The 14,799-nt window shown below is 58.4% G+C and carries 18 protein-coding genes, 1 tRNA gene and 1 pseudogene; 12 read left to right on the plus strand and 8 right to left on the minus strand.

Annotated elements, in window-relative coordinates; genetic code table 11:
- Positions 1 to 72: 72 nt before the first annotated feature.
- The 9 genes and pseudogenes from RLW55_RS03155 to RLW55_RS03195 all read left to right on the plus strand — a co-directional run bounded on the left by RLW55_RS03155 (position 73) and on the right by RLW55_RS03195 (position 5,019).
- Positions 73 to 375, plus strand: a complete 303-nt coding sequence (locus RLW55_RS03155; RefSeq protein ID WP_409561888.1) for a hypothetical protein — start codon at positions 73 to 75, stop codon at positions 373 to 375.
- Between the two features lie 11 nt (positions 376 to 386).
- Positions 387 to 731 carry a hypothetical protein gene (locus RLW55_RS03160; RefSeq protein ID WP_409561887.1) on the plus strand — a complete coding sequence of 115 codons (345 nt, stop codon included), beginning with the start codon at positions 387 to 389 and terminating at the stop codon, positions 729 to 731.
- A gap of 73 nt (positions 732 to 804) precedes the next feature.
- Positions 805 to 890 (plus strand) — tRNA-Leu (locus RLW55_RS03165).
- A gap of 168 nt (positions 891 to 1,058) precedes the next feature.
- Positions 1,059 to 2,291: a tyrosine-type recombinase/integrase gene (locus RLW55_RS03170; protein ID WP_423415542.1), complete on the plus strand. Its 1,233-nt coding sequence runs from the start codon at positions 1,059 to 1,061 to the stop codon at positions 2,289 to 2,291.
- Positions 2,292 to 2,621: 330 nt separating this feature from the next.
- A complete protein-coding gene (locus RLW55_RS03175) occupies positions 2,622 to 2,840 on the plus strand; it encodes a helix-turn-helix domain-containing protein (protein WP_423415543.1) in 219 nt (72 codons plus the stop codon).
- 363 nt (positions 2,841 to 3,203) lie between these two features.
- The gene (locus RLW55_RS03180; protein ID WP_423415544.1) at positions 3,204 to 3,569 is read left to right on the plus strand and encodes a RusA family crossover junction endodeoxyribonuclease; all 366 of its coding nucleotides are present in this window, start codon (positions 3,204 to 3,206) and stop codon (positions 3,567 to 3,569) included.
- Positions 3,566 to 3,736, plus strand: a pseudogene (locus tag RLW55_RS03185) (helix-turn-helix domain-containing protein); the annotation flags it as partial. The gene RLW55_RS03180 and the pseudogene RLW55_RS03185, both read left to right, overlap by 4 nt.
- 240 nt (positions 3,737 to 3,976) lie before the next feature.
- On the plus strand, positions 3,977 to 4,495 hold the full coding sequence (locus RLW55_RS03190) for a hypothetical protein (protein ID WP_423416443.1): 519 nt from the start codon (positions 3,977 to 3,979) through the stop codon (positions 4,493 to 4,495).
- A 95-nt stretch (positions 4,496 to 4,590) separates the two neighbouring features.
- Positions 4,591 to 5,019, plus strand: coding sequence for a hypothetical protein (locus tag RLW55_RS03195; protein WP_423415545.1), 429 nt, complete (start codon positions 4,591 to 4,593; stop codon positions 5,017 to 5,019).
- Positions 5,020 to 5,076: 57 nt separating this feature from the next.
- Here the strand turns inward: RLW55_RS03195 and RLW55_RS03200 are convergent, their stop codons facing one another.
- The gene (locus tag RLW55_RS03200; protein ID WP_423415546.1) at positions 5,077 to 5,415 is read right to left on the minus strand and encodes a hypothetical protein; all 339 of its coding nucleotides are present in this window, start codon (positions 5,413 to 5,415) and stop codon (positions 5,077 to 5,079) included.
- Between the two features lie 312 nt (positions 5,416 to 5,727).
- Here RLW55_RS03200 and RLW55_RS03205 point away from each other — a divergent pair, with 312 nt between their 5' ends.
- Positions 5,728 to 6,450 (plus strand): hypothetical protein, encoded by a 723-nt coding sequence (locus RLW55_RS03205; protein WP_423415547.1) that lies wholly within the window; start codon positions 5,728 to 5,730, stop codon positions 6,448 to 6,450.
- A 79-nt stretch (positions 6,451 to 6,529) separates the two neighbouring features.
- Here RLW55_RS03205 and RLW55_RS03210 read toward each other — a convergent pair whose 3' ends face one another.
- Positions 6,530 to 6,763 carry a hypothetical protein gene (locus RLW55_RS03210; RefSeq protein WP_423415548.1) on the minus strand — a complete coding sequence of 78 codons (234 nt, stop codon included), beginning with the start codon at positions 6,761 to 6,763 and terminating at the stop codon, positions 6,530 to 6,532.
- 349 nt (positions 6,764 to 7,112) lie between these two features.
- On the opposite strand from RLW55_RS03210, the gene RLW55_RS03215 reads away from it, so the two are divergent.
- On the plus strand, positions 7,113 to 8,138 hold the full coding sequence (locus RLW55_RS03215; protein WP_423415549.1) for an AbiJ-NTD4 domain-containing protein: 1,026 nt from the start codon (positions 7,113 to 7,115) through the stop codon (positions 8,136 to 8,138).
- Complete coding sequence (locus tag RLW55_RS03220) at positions 8,135 to 8,491, plus strand: hypothetical protein (protein WP_423415550.1); 357 nt, start codon at positions 8,135 to 8,137, stop codon at positions 8,489 to 8,491. Before RLW55_RS03215 ends, RLW55_RS03220 begins: the two co-directional genes overlap by 4 nt.
- Positions 8,492 to 8,561: 70 nt before the next feature.
- Here RLW55_RS03220 and RLW55_RS03225 read toward each other — a convergent pair whose 3' ends face one another.
- From RLW55_RS03225 to RLW55_RS03250, 6 genes are all read right to left on the minus strand, one after another.
- Positions 8,562 to 8,849, minus strand: a complete 288-nt coding sequence (locus RLW55_RS03225) for a hypothetical protein (RefSeq protein ID WP_423415551.1) — start codon at positions 8,847 to 8,849, stop codon at positions 8,562 to 8,564.
- Positions 8,837 to 9,484 carry a hypothetical protein gene (locus RLW55_RS03230; protein ID WP_423415552.1) on the minus strand — a complete coding sequence of 216 codons (648 nt, stop codon included), beginning with the start codon at positions 9,482 to 9,484 and terminating at the stop codon, positions 8,837 to 8,839. The genes RLW55_RS03225 and RLW55_RS03230 overlap by 13 nt, the downstream gene beginning before the upstream one ends.
- A gap of 106 nt (positions 9,485 to 9,590) precedes the next feature.
- Positions 9,591 to 9,839 (minus strand): hypothetical protein, encoded by a 249-nt coding sequence (locus RLW55_RS03235; protein WP_423415553.1) that lies wholly within the window; start codon positions 9,837 to 9,839, stop codon positions 9,591 to 9,593.
- A complete protein-coding gene (locus RLW55_RS03240; RefSeq protein WP_423415554.1) occupies positions 9,836 to 10,384 on the minus strand; it encodes a hypothetical protein in 549 nt (182 codons plus the stop codon). The genes RLW55_RS03235 and RLW55_RS03240 overlap by 4 nt, the downstream gene beginning before the upstream one ends.
- 64 nt (positions 10,385 to 10,448) lie before the next feature.
- A complete protein-coding gene (locus RLW55_RS03245) occupies positions 10,449 to 11,567 on the minus strand; it encodes a phage major capsid protein (RefSeq protein ID WP_423415555.1) in 1,119 nt (372 codons plus the stop codon).
- A 128-nt stretch (positions 11,568 to 11,695) separates the two neighbouring features.
- A complete protein-coding gene (locus RLW55_RS03250; RefSeq protein ID WP_423415556.1) occupies positions 11,696 to 14,791 on the minus strand; it encodes a phage tail length tape measure family protein in 3,096 nt (1,031 codons plus the stop codon).
- Positions 14,792 to 14,799: the final 8 nt, after the last annotated feature.

Raw genomic sequence — 14,799 nt, forward strand, 5'->3', positions numbered from 1 at the left:
TCTCCCGGATCCGGTCGCCCGCCGCGGCGACCGGCGCGGAACGCGTGTCGCCGCAGCCCCTGAAAAGAATTGATGAAGACCTGGGTCGTCCTCTTCCTGATCTTGCTTGCCGCAGGCATCGCCTGGGGCCTCGCCCGTGATCTGTTTTCGCGAGAGAAAGGGGCGCTCACCGGCACCGTCGTCGCCGTCGACCGAGGGAATCCGGTGCCGAAATGGTTCCCAGCCACCCCGCCGCGGTTCAAAGTGCGGCTGCCGGACGGCCGTATGATCGACGTGGCGACCAAAAATCCCCAAAGCTTTCCCGTCGGCGCGGACATATCCATCACGGAGTGGATGACACCCTGGGGCCAGGTCTGGTACACGCAGCGCGATTAAGGGAGGGGCCCTTGCGCGAAGAAACTAGAAAGCGTCTTGAACGAGCACTCTGGATCGACCGCGCCAAAATGGCCGCCATCGGCCTCGGCATCATCGCGGTGATCGGCTTGGCATTCAGCTACGAAGAGCTGGATCTCAAGGTCGACAATAAGGACATCGGTGGCACAGTCACGGACCTGGAGCCCCTGGTTTCCAAGCAGAATTCGGCTGACGGCGAAAATGTCATCGTCCGCCTGGACGACGGCCAGCTCGTCCGCGTGCTCGCCTATAAATCCCGTAACCTCAAGATCGGCGACAAAATCCAGGTCGTCGAGCACCACCACGCTACGGGCCGGGTGACGCATACCCTCAGATAACCGCTTGCCCTGCGTTGACGTGGCGACAACGGCCGTTATAAGTCGCCGCTTCGCCCCGTTTCCGGGGCGGCTTGCCTCAGTGGCGGAACGGTAGACGCGGCAGACTCAAAATCTGCTATCCGCAAGGGTGTGGGGGTTCGAGTCCCTCCTGGGGCACCAATTCCGCGTGTGTTAACGTGTGCTGACGTTGACAAAACCGCAAAAAACCCCTTAGAATCTGGTCTATATTCGTTTGCTGGCGTGTGCTTACGTTTGTCGGCATTGGCTGAAAATGTTGGCATCCGTGTTGGTACTTGGCGTCGATACCAACAAATACGGAGACGGTTGATGCCCCTCACAGATACCGCAATACGCAATGCGAAACCGGGCGAGACGCCTTTCAAAATCAGCGACGGCGGCGGCCTGCACCTTATCGTAAAACCGAATGGCGCCCGGCTCTGGCGCATGGCCTATCGGTTCGCTGGCAAGCAGAAAACGCTCGCACTCGGTGCCTATCCGGCGGTGTCGCTCCAGAAGGCCCGCAATGAGCGCGAGAACGCCAGGAAGCTGCTGGCTGACGGTGTGGACCCGAGCGTCAAAAAACGCCGTGACAGGCTCACCGCGAAACTCTCGGCAAACACGACGCTCAAGAGTGTCGCTCTTGAATGGCTGGATAATCGGCGGCAGGCTATCAATTCCGATTATGCCGACGCGATCCTCCGTCGACTCGAGACCGACATTTTCCCAGCACTTGGTACCCGCCCGATCGCCGATATCGACGCACAGGAGTTGCTGCAAGTCCTCCGCCGTGTCGAGAAGCGTGGCGCCTTAGAGCAGGTGCGAAAGCTCCGGCAGACCGTTGGCCAGGTCGTTCGCTACGCTATCCTTACTGGCCGCGCCAGGCATGATTTCACGACGGCGCTGAATGGTGCCCTGAGGCCGAAGGGCCGCGAGCGGCACCACACGGCCATGTCGCGCGAAGACCTGCCGGCGTTTCTCCGTGCTCTCGACACCTATGACGGCGATCCTCGGACGGCGATCGCTCTTCGACTCGTTGTACTGACGATGACCCGCACGACCGAACTCAGGGCCTCGCAGTGGTCTGAGTTCGAGAACCTCGACGGATCAGAGCCGCTTTGGCGTATCCCCGCCCAGCGCATGAAGATGAAAACCGAGCATCTCGTGCCGCTTCCGCCGCAAGCGGTAAACGCTCTGCAAGAGCTTCGGGCACTGCCTGGCTCGAACAACAGCCCGTGCCTATTTCCATCGCCGTCGCGCGAAGGATTTATGTCCAACAATACGATGCTCTTCGGGCTTTATCGGCTTGGCTATCATTCGCGCGCGACCGTTCACGGGTTTCGCGGTCTCGCGTCGACAATCCTCAACGAGATGGGCTTCAATTCGGATTGGATCGAACGGCAGCTCGCGCATGACGAGCGGGACCAGGTGCGAGGTGCCTACAACGCCGCGCAATATCTTCCTGGCCGTCGCGCCATGTTGCAACACTGGGCGGAATGGCTCGACGAAGCCAAGAGATCGAACAAAACAACTGCAAGGGACGTGCGTCAGGCCGCGGAATGATTGGTAGAATTGAGAGGCGGACGGCATGACCAAAATCTGGGAGATTTTTTTTCTCGACAGATGCGAGGAAGGGAGATCACGTCGAAGAGCCTCGCAGAGATCATCTGCCTCTCGGACGTTGTGAAAATCACAACATCACGTTAGCTGATGTTGTGATTTTCACAACATCGTAGATTAAAACCCCAATAATTACTGCACAAACTAAACGTGTTTTCAGCGCCAAGTCGCGCCGGACGTTGATTCAAAATCGCAAAAACATCTGATTATACGAGCGATCTCAAATCGGTTTCACATATGTCCATGTTTGTTTTGGACGGACGGAGCCGAAACGTGAAAAACGAGATCGCCTACACACTAGAGGATTTCGCGGCAGCCCTCGGCCGGAAACGGTGGTGGGTACACGAACAAATCAAGCGGCAGGGGCTGCCGTATTTCAAAATCGGTCGGAATACGTATATCCGCCGCGCCGACGCGGATAAATGGCTCGAACAGTTTCCCGTTAAATGCGGTCTCGATGTCGAGACCGCGCCAAAAAAATCGGCAGGCTGAGCGTTATCGCGCCGAGCCTGCCGATTTGCGTTTGTTCCTGCGTTCCGCCGTGCCTGCCAGGGCACATTCAAACCGCGAGGGACCACCATTTCATGCATCGCAATTTTACCCGTTCGCCGGGTATTTCGCAATGGCTCCTGCTGATCGGAGACCGTTGCGATGGAATGCAATCCCCAGGGTTCCAAACAATGTATCGCGTGTGACGTCACGAAACCGCGAACCGCCTTTCTCCCATCGAGATACACAACCGACGGGCTGACGCCGAGATGCCGGCAGTGCGTGCTCGCAGCGTCGGCGCGCATGCGCGAGGAGCGCGAACATCGGCGAGTAGCGGCCTCGCCTCGCGTCGCAGGGGAATAAGCGATGGAGACGGATCTGCCGTTTCGACTGACGCTCCCGTTGCCGCCCAGCGCAAACGCGTTGTTCGCGAACATCCGCGGCCACGGTCGAGTGCGAACCTATGCCTATCGCAAATGGAGCGACGTCGCGGGATGGACGATACGCGTCGAGCGCCCGCGCAAATTTCTAGGGCCGGTGTCGATCGAGATCCGCGCCGGCATACCGCGTCGCCGGCGCGATCTCGACAATTTGGCGAAGCCGGTCATCGACGCGCTCGTCTCGTTTGACGTCATTGTCGACGACAGCGATCAGATCGTTCGCGCGGTTACGTTGGCGTGGGACAGCAACGTCGAGCCCGAAAAAATTTTGCTGGTGGTGCGCGCGGCATGAGCGTTCGGGTGATAACCGCCGTTTTCGATAGAAAACTGGGCACCGGAAACCGCAAATTGGTTGCGTTGAAACTGGCTGACCACGCTAGCGACGATGGATCCGGAATTTATCCATCGAAACGTCGCGTAGCGGCCGAATCCGATCTCTCACTCCCGACGGTCAAACGTATCATAAATCAGTTTTTGGAAGAGGGCCTGTTAGAGATAGTGACCCAGGGGGGGCGCGGCCCGCATTCGACTACCGAGTACGCGTTAAATCTGTCGAAACTGGCGGCCCTACCGCCCTCGTTCGATCCCGCGTCTAAGGGGGTCACCGTGACCCCCTTAACTGATGCCCACGCGCCTCGCCCTAGGGGTTCACGCAGACCCATTAAGGGGGTCACGGTGACCCCGGATGAGGATCATAGCTTGACCCCCAAACCGTCAGTCAACCGTCAACAACCGTCATTGACTAGGATAGAGAAAAAAAATTCGGCTTCGGCCGGGACTGACCAGGTTCGGTTTTCAGAGGATGTCATCCGTGAAATCGAGACCCTAGGGGTCGACGTCGAATCGCTGATCGAGCGATTCGAGCATAAAACTGCCACGCAGAGGATCCGGGATCCGAACGCGTACCTGTTACGGATGGCGCGTGACGAGGTCGCAAAACGGAACGGTGTCACGGTCGAACAGGTGAAACAATCCACGTCGCGTGGCCGCGCCATGCGGATCGCTGCGGCAGTGGACGCAACCGCAGCGTTTAGCGTTCCGAGCGACGCGGCAGTTGCCAGGGCCAGGCAGCGAGGCCGGCTCCGAGTCGACGAGACCATCGCCGACATGAAAATTAAAAGGTTTGCGTCGCAGGCGGACGCCGATCGGGCATTCGAGTCGGCATTGGAACGGGCCCTCTGGCAGCGGGCAGGTGCATCAACGTCAGCACATAGCTGAACGATTCAGCGATCCGCCCACAGACAAATAAGCCCCGACAGTTTGTAGAGCAGAGAAGAAATGCTATCGGCCGATATATCGGTGGGAGGGCGACGATGAGGATTAGGGCATTTCTGCTGCTGGCAGGGGTCGTCCTGATGGGTGGCTGCAGTCGCGATGCGCGGCTTTATCCCGCCAACCTTCAGGCTGGCTCACAGACGCTTCACGCACGGTTCACTGACTCCGGCATGGGCAGCGGACCGATCGAACTTGCGATGCCTGACGGCGAAGTTCTAAAAGGCGAATTCACCACGACTGACACATCGAATTACGGCTTCGGCTCCGCGGGGCTCTGGGGCAGCACGAAGCCGCATATAACGACGGCCTCGACATCTGCCGTACCTGGGAGCATGCCCGGTGTAGCGAACCTGGTGGGTCCTCAAGGGACAACTGCACACTGCGAGTATCTCGTAAATTCTCTCGCCGGCAGCGGCTCAGGTACCTGCACCACGAACAAGGGCGCCGAATACCAGCTTCAGTTTTGATGAACCCACCAGTTCGCCCTGCGGCTCGACCGCGCGAAGCAGATGAGACCGAAGTCGCTATTTTTTCCTCTTGAGATTGGCGCGCATCTCGCGGAGCGCTTCCACAAGCGGCTTCGTCGGATCCAGGACACTCGCGGTCGGAGGCCTCCGTTGAGGCAGCCGAAGCGGCTTTGTCTTTGGCCTCGGTTCTGCCTTGGGACGGCCGGCGGCAATCCACCGCTCGAAGGCGTCGATATCGAAAAGAATTGCCCCGCCCGATTCGGGTTGCGATGCAAACGGAACCCGCTTCGCCAGGTTCTGGAAGTACCTAATCGACAGCCCGGTCCTGGCTGCCAATTCGCTCGTCGTTTCGTAAACTTTGCGCTCTCGATCGGGAAGCTTGCGCTTGCCAGCCATAGCTCACCCGCGTTTGCGCGACGATAATTTTCCCTTCGCCTCTACATGCGCCTCGAGTACCATTTCAACGTAAGGTGCAAGTTGGCGCCGATCGGACTTGGCAAGCTCATCGAGCGCTGCCTTCAGACTCGGTCTGATGCGCAACGAGAGCGGAGCGCTCCGCAATTCTTTTTCATCAGCCATAAATGTACGTCCATGTACGTTGACAACGTACACTTCGTAGCATACAAACAACCGGTATGCAATCGCATGCTGACCCCGCAGTTGTTCGAGCAACCGCGGGGTCGTAACTCAATCCAGAGGGATAAGCTCATGGACCAAGCTTCTAATGATAACACATCCGCCCGAACGACGAAAACACCTGCCGTACATCGCCGGGCGGCACTTCAGTTGCTTGCCTCCGCGCCCGTCGCCGCTGCCGCCTGCAGCAGCACGATGGCGACGCCTGCGCTTGCAGAAACCCCGACGGCAATCGCCCTACATTTCGCGATCTGGGCACGTCGACGGGAAAAGCTTCGACGCCTAGAGAGGACTGTGGACGTCTGCCTTCGCAACTACCAGTCAGTCGCGCCTAGGTGGCCGGAAGCACTCAAGTTCAGTGAGCAGAATACCGGCTGGAGATTCTACTCTCGTCGTTGCGAGACCGTGATGCGCGACGACGGACAAGGCAATGCCACCAGGTATCTCGGATCAAAGGCGATCGCGCATGCCATTGACCGCCTGCTGCGCATGGCGGACGCCAATGCACCAATCGTGCTAGAAGCGCGCGAGGCTTTGCTTCTCGCAAAAAAGATCGAGGACGCCGAAGACGAGGCAGGACGGCTTTCTAGCCTCGACGAGTTCGAGCGCGAATTAGAAGCGGAAGCGACGACAGTCGGAGACATCGGCGGCGCGATCCTCGCAATCGAGCCCAAAAACGCGGAAGATCTTCGAATGCAGGCTCGCGTGCTCCGTGACGCCGATCGCGGAATGCCGAAGGACGAAGCAACGATCCGATTTTTAAATTTTGTGATGACGTCACGCTTCGACATTTAGCGTCAACAGCGGCGGCCGGCATTCGCCCTCGGCCGCCGATCTCTGGGCGGCCCGCGTGGCCGCCCCTTCTTTCACCGGTTCAGGATGCGAACGTGATCGATCGCACATTGCCCTTGCCGATGTAAATCTGGTCTCCGTCGCTTAATGTGCAAATCACCGGGTCACCGGACTGAATGCTTCGAACTATGAGCCCAGGGCGCCGAAAAATTTGGTAGAACGACGGCAACGGCGCGCCGACGACCAGAACAAGATCGGAATCTTCCTCTTTTTGATCGCTGTGTCGGTGCTCGACGCGCGTAATCTTTTCGTTCATGGAATGCCTCCCGCTCCAATAAGCATACCATGATGCCGGAGCGGTGTCTCGGAGGCGGCCGCGAACCAGCCTTCGCCGCCGTCGCATTTATCGCGGCGGGGCGACGCTGGGCGGCGCCGCGAAGTCTTAATTTTCTCTACCTTTCTGAGCGGCGCCAGGAGGGTCATCGATCGGCGTCCCTGCGAAGATTTCGTTCGCCATGCTTCTCCCACGAGCTGACTCGCTGGGGATATCTCCGACGGAAACGCTCGACGCCTGCAATCGTCAAACCCAAGAGTGCTTGTTTGCTCCAAATTAGCGGTGAGCTGCTCGATTCGATCTTGCCATTGGCGGCAACGGAAAACAGACAATGCTGACTGACATATTTGCAAAGAGATATTCGAAAGTCTTCCTCTGGCAGACATTTACCGAGGTCGAGCGGCGTTTGCTCGTTCAGAGTGTCCAGATCGTAGTCGAGTTGATGCCCTATCCGAGCGATCCGAAGAAAGCCAGCGAGGCCACCAGATCATTCTGGCTGAACCTCGATACAGCGATTTCTCGAGAACTCGGCATGCTGAATCTGTCGCCACGCTTTGCCAGCAACGGCTACGAATGGTCACCGTTGATGATCTGCCAAAATTGGGCTTACGGGTCTATCGGCGCTGAAGATCCCGACGAGTACATGAAGCAACGGCTCAGCCTGGTCGAACTCGGACTACGAAATTTCGGGCAGAACGTAGCTGCTGAGAATGCAACTTTGGAGAAGCGGATCCAAGACTGTCTCGCAGAAAAGGTATACGGGGGCACTCGAATACGAATGCCCGCAGACTCAGCTAATTGGATGAAGGTAGAAAATCGCAAATTGAACGATAGGTTTTCCGCAGCAGTAGATGAACTGAATGCCCGCTTTAGAGAAGCGCGAGCACGTCTTCACTTCCACAATGGCTTTATTCAGCTGACCGACGACGATCTGCATATTGCCCAAATCGAAGAACCGTTTTGGAAGCTCGTGATCGACAAGAAGTGGGAAAACGTCGATCACGATATGAAGGAAGCTATCGACCTCTACGGTAATGGAGGCAGGGATCCTGCTTGGTACGCTGCGAGAGCCCTTGAGAGCGCGATCAAGATCATCTCGAATACCAATGGCTGGACACGCGGCACCGAGAAGGGTGCCGCCCACTACGTCGACAACTTGGTATCTAAAGGCAACGGGCGTTTTCTCGATGTGTGGGAAGGCGACGTTCTACGAGATTTCTTTGCTAAGGTCCGCAATCCTTTTGGGCACGGTCCTGGCGAGGAGCCTATGCCATCTTTGACGCCAGAACAAACGATCTGGGCGATACGGACCTGCATGGCTTGGGTGACGTCCCTAGTCACGAGGATGAAAACTTGACGACGAACCTCAATCGACTCGGGCTCGCGGTCGCTTTTTTGGTAGCGACCGCGACAGGAGCATATACCGCTCCTTTGACGGTACAGTCATCAGGAGAAGACTTCATCGCGGCCAACCAAGACGAACGTGCGATGTGGGGCTATGCTGCGTCGCGCGCTCTTCACGACGGTCGTGGCGGTACGGAAACGTTTAGTTTCGGCGAAGACTTGACCCAATGTCTCGAAGCCATGCTCACAAAAACGGACAACGACGCCGGAAAACCCATGCAGATGCTTACCGGAACCTCATTGTCCCAACTGACCGCGCTCTGCGCAACCGCCATGCAGGAACGACTCGACGCCGGTCGGCGCTAGCAGGTCCATCGGCTGGCTACCGGCGCATCCCCTTGTCGCCTAACGAAACCGACGCATTTTTGTCGGCCATCTAATTCAGAGCCTTGTTTGCGCTCACTGCGCATTCCGCCACTTCAAGACCTTCCAGTTCTTTCAGCATCTCGACAATCTTGGCCGAGGCCTCAATTCGCTCCGGCGCTTCCTCAAGCCATTTCAAAACCCTCCGCCGATCCTCGATCGACCGGCGACGGCCGGCCTTTTCGTCGGCAATGATCGCGGCGATCTCGGTGCTCGCGGCACATTCGCGGCCGAGCTGATCCAGCAACGTTCTGAGCACCGCGCGAAGCTTAGCCGTGGCGCCGTAGTCTAGTTTTTCCATGTATTTGTCCCTTCATCGTTGGAGAAGGGGTCGAGATCTCGTCCCCACTCGCTGTCTGCTTCCCCTGTCCGCTGAGCTGTCGCCTGCGCTCGGGCCTTTTTTCCGGGTACATGAGCCCCGACAATCGACATTGCGGAACCGATATTTCTGGCCGCTTGAGCACGCGCCGGAAAACTAAGAATCTTGAGTAGCAACTGCCGTCTGCGAGGACTTTTGTCGCCGGCCGTTTCGTCTATGACGACCGCCTCCAGAAACTGCGCAAGATCTGACAGCAGATCCAGTTCATACGCAATCTTCGCCACGGCCGTCAGCGCGTGTGTGGCGACCGTTTCAACGTCGCCATCGCGGGCGGCCGCCAGGAGTGCCTCAAGACCAGCGGAGCTTTTGCCGGGGGTCGCTTTCTCTAGAGGCCCCTGCTCACCGGGTTCGTCCGCAACGCCAGCGCCAATGGGGGGCTGCGGACCAGCCGTGCGGACCCAGCTTTCATTTTTCGCCCGTTTTCGAATCGTCTTTTCATCAACTGAGAAAAAGCGCGCAAGTCCCCGGACTGATTGCTTGTTTTCGCACCAGCGCCGCCGAATTTCCTCCCAGTCAGGAGAATTTTTTTGCTTGGTCCGCATGTTGGTCCGCACCATTGATTTTTGCCCCGAGGAAAAATTTCTGCGCGTGAGCCCCCAAGCGGTGCGGGCCCCAAGATCGTAAACCGCACACCCTCCCCCCCGGAGGGGATGTTGCCAACGCTCAGTGTAAGCCGCGCCGCTCTGCCGGAAGCTCGAGTTGCTCAAGCTTCGCTTTAAGCCTGGCGAGCGACGCGTCGCGCCAGGCTGTCAGACTAGATCTGTGAGCTTCGAGCAGTCGAATGCGATGTTCGGAAGTGACTTCTGGAAGCAGCGTATCAAGTTCATCTTGAAATTCGCGCAGGGCTTTCTCGATCATCCCGTCTAGAATGGCGTCGGACGCTCGGAGCGCTTCTTCTGCCAGCGTTTTCATGCGGCCACCGTTAAAACAGGTTTCGCGTCGACGCCGCGCTTAACAGCGAGTGTCCAACAAGATTTGTCGAACCCAGATTTGCCGCCTGTGGGCGCGTTGCAATGCCATAGGCTACCCGCGTAGGTCACAAACTGGCCTGGCACGTAATTCCGTGATGAAACGTACACGCCGACGTACTCGAGTTTTGGCGCAGCCTCGAGCTGTGCGATGCGCGCTTCGGCCTCTCGCAGCCGCAGGACCAACAGCTCGGCTGTGGCGCTGGTCTCGGCCTTGGTTCTCGCGAACAATGCGCAGAATACCAAGTACAGTTTCTGGCTGAATGGCAGTTCCAGGTTGTCGTCCTCGTAGTCAGCGTTCGAACCGAGGAGGACCTGAATGTAATGATCTACATCGGCCACGGAATTAACATGCAGATGCTTCGGCCACAGAGCCTGAAGGCCCATCGTGAGAAATTCAGACACCCCTGGTTGCATCTCGCATTTTCCCGTGTGGTAATCATCCCGATCGCACGCCCGAAGCGGACGCTTCAGTCTCTTCGTTCCCATCGAAAACTCCGTTTTTGAAAGAGTTGGCGCTTGGCGCGCTGTGTTAGGTCTCAACCACTGAGTGCTACGAGTTCGGTACCGTGCCGCCCCAAGCCACCCCAGTGAGGTAAGCGACGGCCGACGCGCGACGCTTCTTCCAGTTGATGGTACGCTCGCCCTTGAGGCCAACGAGGCCGTTCTGCCAGAGCGAAACGAGCGAAGTGCCCGTGCCGCTGGTGGCGTCCTGAGAGAGAGCGGCGCTCTTCATTTCGAGCGAGGACTCCATGCTGATATCGACAGTCGTCTCGCCTTCGTCGGCTTCGTAGATATCCGAAGCGTTGACGAGAGCGACGATGTCGCCGGCGTAGTCAGATACGATACAAGCGAGACCCTCGAGCACGCCGCCCTTCATCGTCATGCCCGGGAATTCCTTCTGGCCGAGAGCATTGACCATGAGCGAAAGCGCCAGAGCGTTCGTCGACGACATGATGAACACGCCGGTGGAGGGCGTGTTGCTCGCCGTGATGAACTTCTGGAACAGAGCGCGGATGTCGAGTCGGATATGATCTGCTTCGGTGCCGGTAGACACCACAGTGGCGGAACCATTAGTGACCGACGCCGGCTTCACGTTGGCGGTGCCCGCGTTGGCGGGATCGATGAACGACGTGTCGAGGCCAGCCGCGAGTGCATCACGGAGCGCATCGCGGACGATGATGTCTGACGCGGGATTCGATGATTTGATGTTCTCCTTCGTCAAAACCGCGATGTTGCCGATCTTGAGCGGAGCGATCGTGACGCGCTCGAAGTCGAATGCAGTCAAAGGCGCAGGTTTGCCTTCGCCGACCCAATACGAGTTGCCGCCAGCCGTCTGAGAGATCAGCGGCTCACGGAACGGCACCTTGCGGAGCGATGGAACGCTGCCCTGACCGAATTTGCCGAGGATCGTTGCGGGACGCAGATAGGCTGCGAAGTCCGCGAAGCCAGATCCCTCTAATCCAGTGAGATCTGACGCCCAGTTGCCCGAGACGTTCGAGCCCGCGACGACTTCGTTGGCCTTCACGATACCGAAGACGTCGGAATCGGCACCGTACATTCTCTCCGCGACTTTGATCGCGTCTGTGTGCTCGAGGTGAGAGACAGCCTTGACCTTCGCGAAGCGAGCGAAAGTGATGCCTGGCTCGGAAGTAGTTTTCGAATGAAACATTGCGAGATCCCTCTGATCTATGATTTGGAACGCGACAACGCGATCCTCGATCGACCTTTCGATCGGGATTGAACTAAAACGGTGCTTTACGGATTAGTGGCCGCGGGCTGGCCGAGATGTCGAAGCGGTTAGACTAGGTTGCGATTTTTCGCGTCCCTTACCGTCGCGACGATCGTCGGGCGAAGGTCAGTGGCGAGTTTGCTTACCGCGGCTTCCACGCGCTTCAGCGCTGCAGCATCGGCGCCGGGAGCGTTGATGGTGACGGGGATGGTGATCGCCACCCCAGCGCCTCCAGCCGCCGAGGATCCGCGCGGGAGAACAATCTCGCCGCGTTGAAGGATCGCCGGCATTTCGCCAGGCTTGAAGGGTGACGCGCCGGCGATGCCGCCGGTATGATATCGAACGGCACCATTGAACGCTGCGAGAGGTACGCTCCGCGTCGGAACAACGGTGGAACCGACGACGCCGCCAGCGTGGAGAATGCCCGGCAGGATATTTCCACCCAACAGGCCGCCAGCCGAAACGGCGCCGGCGCCCTTGAGCCCGGCGAAGAGTGTATCGAGCGAATTGTCGAGCATCTTCTGCGCGAGGCTATTCAAGGCAATACCCAGCGCCTCGACAGCTGACTTGCCCTGGATGACGTCGGATAGGAAGTCGCTCGCAAAACCCTTCTCGATATCGATCGAACGCTGCAGCTGTTCGTTGAAACGTATCTGCTGGGCGATCGCTTCATTCTGCGCTCCGACAACCTTGCCGTTATCCAGCAGGCCAGCGGACTGCATGCGCGAATAGACAACCTGGTCGATCGACGACCGGCCGAGCTGGTCGTTGGAGAAGGACAGGTCCGTAAGGAGACCTTTGCGGGCCGCATCGACGGCCTGGCGCGCCTTTTCGTCCGCGGTGATGAGCGCCTGCAGCTCTTCCTGCGCCGAGACCGTGGTGCCATTCTTGAAGGCCTCGGCCTTCGCCGCGGCGAGCAGTTGAAATCGCGCGGTAAGCCTCGTCGCGACGTCCACGCTTCGACCGATGACGTCGTTCTGAATTTGGCCTTGCTCGATGTCCTGCGAATTTTGGTACATGCGGTCGCGCACCGCTTCGGACAGATCATGCTGCGATTGCGCCAACGAACGCGCGCGAGCTAATTCAGCTTCAGCTTGCGCATCTGCGGAATTGCCGTATTGCAGAAGTGTACGGCGATACTCGATCTCGGCTTTCTGAGCCGGTGTGCGCGCATTGATGGCGGCAAGATCGATATCGTTGGCCCTGGCATCAAGGCCAAGCTGCGCGGAATTGATGTCAAAGCGTTGCTTGGCAAGGGCAATGTTGGACTTGAGAAAGTCCTGTTCTGATTTGTAGTTCTTCAGAGCATCGTCGCTTACCGCCTGGGTAGCAGCATCGACGTTACCCATGATGCCCCAGTTTTGTCGGTCTGCCTGGATCCTTTTTATCGCAGCATCAATCTCCTGCAACCTCGACAGCGCCGGGTCTGCCTGCCTGATCAGGTTGCCGAAGACGCCCGACTCTTCGATCTGGGCAGCATTGATGGCATCCTGAGTGTCTCGTGCAATTGCCTGCTTGAGCTGCTTCTCGCGCGCCTCCAGTTGCGTGAGATCCGACAGACCGGGGACACTGACGTCCTCTGGGTTAGTGTATTGAAGGCCTGTTACGAGCTGTTGGCGGCTCTGCTTGGAATACTGGAGCTGAGATTGGACATAAGCGAGCTGATCTTGCAGCGAGCCACCACCGTTGGCTTCATTTACGGCTTTTCCGACTGACGTTGCCGCATCTGACGCCGCTTTAGACAAGCTGTCCCAAGCCCTTGCCCAGCCCGTCGTCTTCGCCTCTGCGTCGCCAATCGATCGCGTTAGGCCATCGGTCAGAATTTTTTGAGCGGCGCTTCGATTGCCGGCTTGATCGAGACGCTTTATGGCCTGCGCTTCGGCATCGCTGAAGGCGGCAAGACGCTTATTGAGTTCATCGACACTCTTGCTCGGATCAGCGAGCGCTTGACCGAGATCATTTGCAGAGTCGATGAGAGTTTTGCCGAAGACTAGAGAATAAGCCTTCGTCAGACCTGTGATCTTCTGCGTCGTATCTGCCGACACCCTACCCGTCGCCGCGATGGCGGTGGCGATATCTTCTGCGCTGCTCTCTGAGATACTGCCTGCCGCTGAGACCACCTCTGCGATCCTGTTGATACTGTCGACGGTGATGCCCGAGGCATGTCCGATCCCGGTGAGAGCGAGATCGATCTTGCTCTGGGTATTTGCCCATGAGACGCCGGTGGTCGCGGCGATAGCGATGAAGCCCGCGGCAGCGGCCGTCGCGAGCCGGAACGGCGTGACGAAGCTCCCAATCAACTGGGCGAGGTAGGACAATGATCCTCTGACGCCGCCGGCGCCGGTCTGAAGGATCTGGAAGAACTGGCCGCCCTGCGAAGCGAGAATTCGAAGCGGGCCGACGCCCAGCGCTGCCTGGGTCGCTACGTCGTTCAACTGGAACGATAGGTTCGTGAGCTGGTATGCGGAAAGGGCAGCAGTCTTGCCCGTACCGTCTATCGACGCCGATGCCCCCGACATGCCCTTTATCAGCCGCTCGTTGAGCACGCTCGCGTCCAGCGCTTCCTTGCCATAGAGCGACATGCCGGCGGCGACGTCGACAAGTGCTGCATCGGTCGCTTTGAGCTGCGTGCCGAATTGCGTCATGCCAGAAACCAGGCGCGCATTGGCTTCATTGACCGCCAGAGACTGCTTGCCGACAACGGACATGCCGGTCGAGATCGAAGACAGCGACCGAGCAACAAGCGTCGTCGACGTCGAGATCTGCTGGCTTTTCTGGGAGATCAGTTCGGCGAGCTGCGTATAGCCGGCGCCCAGCGCAGCAGCACTGTCGGCCGTCCGTCCGAATTTCGAATAGATGCCGTCCAAAATCGAGCCGGCCTCGGCGACGGTGATGTTTCCGGTCTCGAGGCCGCGACCAAGCATGCGAATGGCCTGCTCGAACTTCGCCGTGGCGGCATAGCCCTGCACATATTGCTTGGAGAGGCGCTCGAGAACGGCACCGGACTGGCTGATCTTCTGGTAAGTCTGCGTGCTGGTGGCCCCGAGCTTTTCGCTCGAGGCCGTACCGGCAACGTCGGCAGCCACCTTCGCGTTCATGCCGGCCGTGTATTGGCTGGCGTTGAGCGATTGCGTGACGCGTAGCTCGCTGAGTTTAACGGTCATGGCAATAT

This window comes from Hyphomicrobium sp. B1 (assembly GCF_049532635.1).
Lineage (GTDB): Bacteria > Pseudomonadota > Alphaproteobacteria > Rhizobiales > Hyphomicrobiaceae > Hyphomicrobium_B.